Annotated in this window: 2 protein-coding genes; one reads left to right on the top strand and one right to left on the bottom strand. The window is 64.6% G+C overall.

The genetic code is table 11. From position 1 onward, the window contains the following. Positions 1–71: 71 nt before the first annotated feature. Positions 72–1,955, bottom strand: a complete 1,884-nt coding sequence (locus ABZX75_RS34125; protein ID WP_355418078.1) for a DNA/RNA non-specific endonuclease — start codon at positions 1,953–1,955, stop codon at positions 72–74. Between the two features lie 539 nt (positions 1,956–2,494). Here ABZX75_RS34125 and ABZX75_RS34120 point away from each other — a divergent pair. Next, positions 2,495–2,917: a transposase gene (locus ABZX75_RS34120; RefSeq protein WP_355418075.1), complete on the top strand. Its 423-nt coding sequence runs from the start codon at positions 2,495–2,497 to the stop codon at positions 2,915–2,917. The last annotated feature ends 101 nt before the right edge of the window (positions 2,918–3,018 follow it).

Here is a 3,018-nt window from a genome sequence, read left to right as displayed (position 1 = left end):
TCCGCGGCCCCCGCTTCGGACGGCTTGGCTATGTTCTCGCTGGTCACAGGTGCACTCTTCCATGATCGGAGTCACACCGTTTCTTTTACAGTCCCCCACTGAATGTCAGCGAGACTGTCCAGTGACTCTCGCTCTGCCAGTGCTTCGGGCACGACGAGTGTGTCTGCCTTGCGCAGGGTGGCGGGGAAGCGGAGGTGGCCGCGCTCTTCGATCTCGCTCAAGTTGACCTGGAAGACGCGGAACTCGTCGAGTTCCAGGGCTTCGCGCTGGTTGAGGTTCTGTGTGAGCAAGAAGGCTTTGGTCTTGAGTTCACCGTTCTCGGAGAATGCGATGACTTTCCAGTACTCGCGGGGGATCTGGACGCTGCGGAAGAAGCGGTCGTCCTCTTGGAAAACCGGACCGCCGAACACGCTCACTCTCAGGTCGTCGACTTCGACGTCGGCGAAGACGGCGTCCTCGAGCTGTCCCCACAGTCCGCCCTTGCTGCTCTGGTTGAAGTCGTCCATCTGCGGGGTGATGTTGGTGTAGAAAAACGAGTCCACGTTGGCTTTCCTGGCCTCGGCCGGACTGCCCCAGAGCAGGTCGGCCCGGCGGGCGATGTGTCCGCGGTCGAGCCGGTTGGCCTCATACAGTTCGTTGCCGATCTGAGCGTCGTCCGTGATGCGTGGGTCCTTGACGAACTTGATGCCTTTGCGGCTGAGTCGCTTGAGTGAGGCGCCGTCGATGTTCCAGGCGACCCAGAAGGCGAAGCACCGTGACGCGCTCAGGGCCAGCGAGAAGTGTGTGTAGGGGATGACCTCGGAGTCGCCGTGCCGGACTGCGTCGTCCTTGATGGCTGCGTTGAGCTGCGGGACGTCGATCCGCTTTGCCAGGAAGCCGGGGTCGTATCCTTTGATGAGCTCGGCTTCTTCAACGGACGGGGGCTGCAGGCTGATCTCGAGCTTCTCGAAGACCGAGCGTGGCAGGCAGGCCAGCGCGTGCTCGTCCGGGTTGTCGCCGCTCTCACCGCCGAAGTGAAGGCCGGCCAGGACCTTGCTGGTGCGGCCGTTGGCGGCCTTGAACAGCCAGACCGAGCCCGAGTCTCCGCCCCGGCTGACCTCGCCGTCGGCGGGAGGGTTGTCCGGGTCGATCCCGATCTCGAAGCAGCCGATGATCTGCTCGCCGACACCCTCGCCGTAGTCAATCTTGGCGAGGGTGTCGATGCGCCGGACCACGCCGTGGGTGACACCCGTGGTGCGGCCGCTTTTGATGACCTTGTCGCCGAGTTCCGGCTCGCCCAGGTCCTCCGGCACGACACCGAGGTCGAAGATTTCCCTGCGGAACTGGCGGTCCTTGATGGTCGCCACCGCGCAGTCCCCCGCTACCCCGAGGTGGGAGCGCTTCAGGATGCCGAGGCGGTTGAGGGTGATGCGGTTGTCGTCGTGCGGGCCGGGCTGTACGACCGTCTCGCCCAGCGCGCCATCCGGCCCGTGCAGCACGTGCCAGTTACTCAGGACGTAGGGGGTTGCGTCGTTCTTGTCGAAGACGATGCAGCCGATGGTGCCCGCCGAAACCTCGACGTGCCCGACACTCGCCCCGGGCAGGATCGGGTCGAGACGTTGTTTGCGGATCGGGCCTTCCACTTCGGCGACGACACGAAACTGCGTCGTGTAACTGCGCTGGATGACGTCGGTGGGGACCTCGACGCCGTCCACCTCGATCGTCTCCGGGAGCTCGGTGGTTCCCAGCGCCTCCAGTACCTCCGGCTCGGAGGTCTTCACGTCCACCGTGAACTGCAGCGTGAGCTCCTTGACCGTCTCAGCGTCCTTTTGGCGGTAGCCGATGCCGATAGAGGTCACGTTTGGATCGGTGAGGTAGCTCGGGCCTCTTGTCCGGATGAACTGCCTAAGCGAGGCGACACGTTTGTCCTGCTCAGAGACAGTCTTGGACGTCGTGGACTTCTTCTTGGCGACCACGAATGGATCCCTTCATGGAGGGGCGGATGCCAACTGGTACTTGGCGTGGGGGTGTTCGCCGCCGGCCGCCCGGGAGCCGCAGGAGCGGATCGCCGTTCGAGATTGTGACCGGACCCCCAGCGCTGAGCGGTGTGCCGTCGTTGTGGTTTGCGTCGCTGTATGGCAGGAAGCGGCAGACCACAACCACCCCAGATCAGGCTCTGACTTTCCGTACATGATGGAGTTTAGAGGGAGAAACCCCGGGGAGCGCCGCGCACACGTTCCGCCACGGCGGGGGCCACGCCGCCGGGAGAAGCTCGACAAAGATGGACGCAGGCCCGGATGGTCCTGGCCGGTCAGGGACCGTGACACGATGATCAACGCCTCATTGAGCGCATCATGGTGACCGAAGCGACCGTGATCCGAATGCAGGTAAGGCGGGTCGACAGCATCGGCGAAACGATCCGGGCTGATTGAACCGCCCCGGGTTTGATGGAGACATCGAAGACCCGGAAGGATGCCGATCATGGCTGCTCCCCGTAGATACCCCGACGAGCTGCGTGAGCGTGCGACGCGGCTGGCGGTCGAGGCCCGTAAGGATCCGGCCGGCCGGCCGGGCTGGTGCGATCAAGCGGATCGCCGACCGGCTCGATGTGCACCCCGAGGCCCTGCGTGTCTGGATCAAGCGCGCCGAGACCGACGAAGGACTCGTGCCCGGAACCACCAGCGCAGAGGCCGCCCGGATCGCGGAGCTGGAACGGGAGGTGAAGGAGCTGCGGCGGGCGAACGCGATACTCAAGTCCGCGTCGGTTTTCTTCGCCGCGGAGCTGGACCGTCCACTGCCGGTCACGGGGACCGGGCAGGGCACTCAGCCGGGCGGCCGGGTCCGGCAGCTCACGCTGCTGACGCAAGGGCGACTTGACCAGACAGACAGTGGCAGACTGGCGGCACATCGAAGCTCCGGTGATCGGCGGGCGACTTGACAGGTCTCCCTGATCATCGGAGCTTCATTGCGTGCGGAACCGCCGAAGTGAAGGTTCGCCACATCCCTGTGACCTGCTGGTTCTCCGCACCGTCAGGACTA

The organism is Streptomyces sp. NPDC003038 (assembly GCF_040611115.1).
Lineage (GTDB): Bacteria > Actinomycetota > Actinomycetes > Streptomycetales > Streptomycetaceae > Streptomyces.
The sequence above is the reverse complement of the archived record's forward strand: the minus strand, read 5'-3'. Positions and strand labels throughout refer to the sequence as shown.